Below are 902 nucleotides of genomic sequence, written 5' to 3' on the forward strand. Positions count from 1 at the left end.
CCCTTCAGGCTGCCGCGGGTCCGCTCGGCCGCGGCCAGGGCGTCGACGACGAGTTCGGCCCGCATGTGGTCGGCGATCGCCCAGCCCGCCAGCCGGCGGGAGCACAGGTCGATGACTGTCGCCAGATAGAGCGGCTTCGCGCCGGACACGGGCAAGTACGTGATGTCGCCGACGTACTTGGTGTTGGGCTCTGACGCGGTGAAGTCGCGTCCGATCAGGTCGGTAGCCTTCACGGCGGCCGGGTCCGCGATCGTGGTGCGGTGTTTCCTGCGCAGCCGCAGGCCCGCGAGTCCGATGGTCCGCATGACCCGGGCGACGCGCTTGTGGTTCACGCGCTCGCCGTCCTCGCGGAGCTCGGCGGTGATCCTGGGGACGCCGTAGGTGCCGTCCGAGTCGTGGTGGACGGCCCGTATCCGCCGCGCGAGCTGGTCGTCGGCGGCCTGCCGGGCGGCCCGCGCGGGAGCGGTCCGCAGCCAGTAGTAGAAGCTGGACCGGGCAATCCCGAGGATGGTGCACAACCGCTTCACGCCGTAACGGCGCTGGTGGTCGGAGACGAACTCGAAGCGGTTCACCAGCGCGTCTCCGTCGCGAAATACCGGGCCGCCTTGCGGAGAATGTCGCGCTCCTCCTCCAGCTCGCGGATCCTCTTCCGTGCGGCGGCGAGCTCCGCTTCCACCAGGCTGGCGGCCTGGGCAGACGCGGTCGTCCGCGTCGTGGAGYGAGCGCCGGAGCGTCGTCCGTCATCGGCCCGGATCCAGTTGCGCAGCGTCTCGGTGTTCACCCCGAGGTCCTCGGCGACCGACTTGATCGTCGCTCCCGGCCTCGATCGGTACAACGCGACCGCGTCCGCCTTGAACTCGGCGGGATAGTGCTTCATAGCCATCTGTGCGGGACTCCGTATC

The 902-nt window shown here is 69.9% G+C and carries 2 protein-coding genes; both read right to left on the bottom strand.

What is annotated here, in order from left to right; genetic code table 11:
• The coding region (locus EAO76_RS41415) for an IS3 family transposase (protein ID WP_148841401.1) at window positions 1-572 on the bottom strand (572 nt) is incomplete at its 3' end.
• Window positions 569-902, bottom strand: a 334-nt coding sequence (locus EAO76_RS41420; protein ID WP_222872261.1) for a transposase, incomplete at its 5' end; no start/stop codon positions are given. The genes EAO76_RS41415 and EAO76_RS41420, both read right to left, overlap by 4 nt.

It is taken from the genome of Streptomyces sp. sk2.1, assembly GCF_008120935.1.
Classification (GTDB): domain Bacteria; phylum Actinomycetota; class Actinomycetes; order Streptomycetales; family Streptomycetaceae; genus Streptomyces.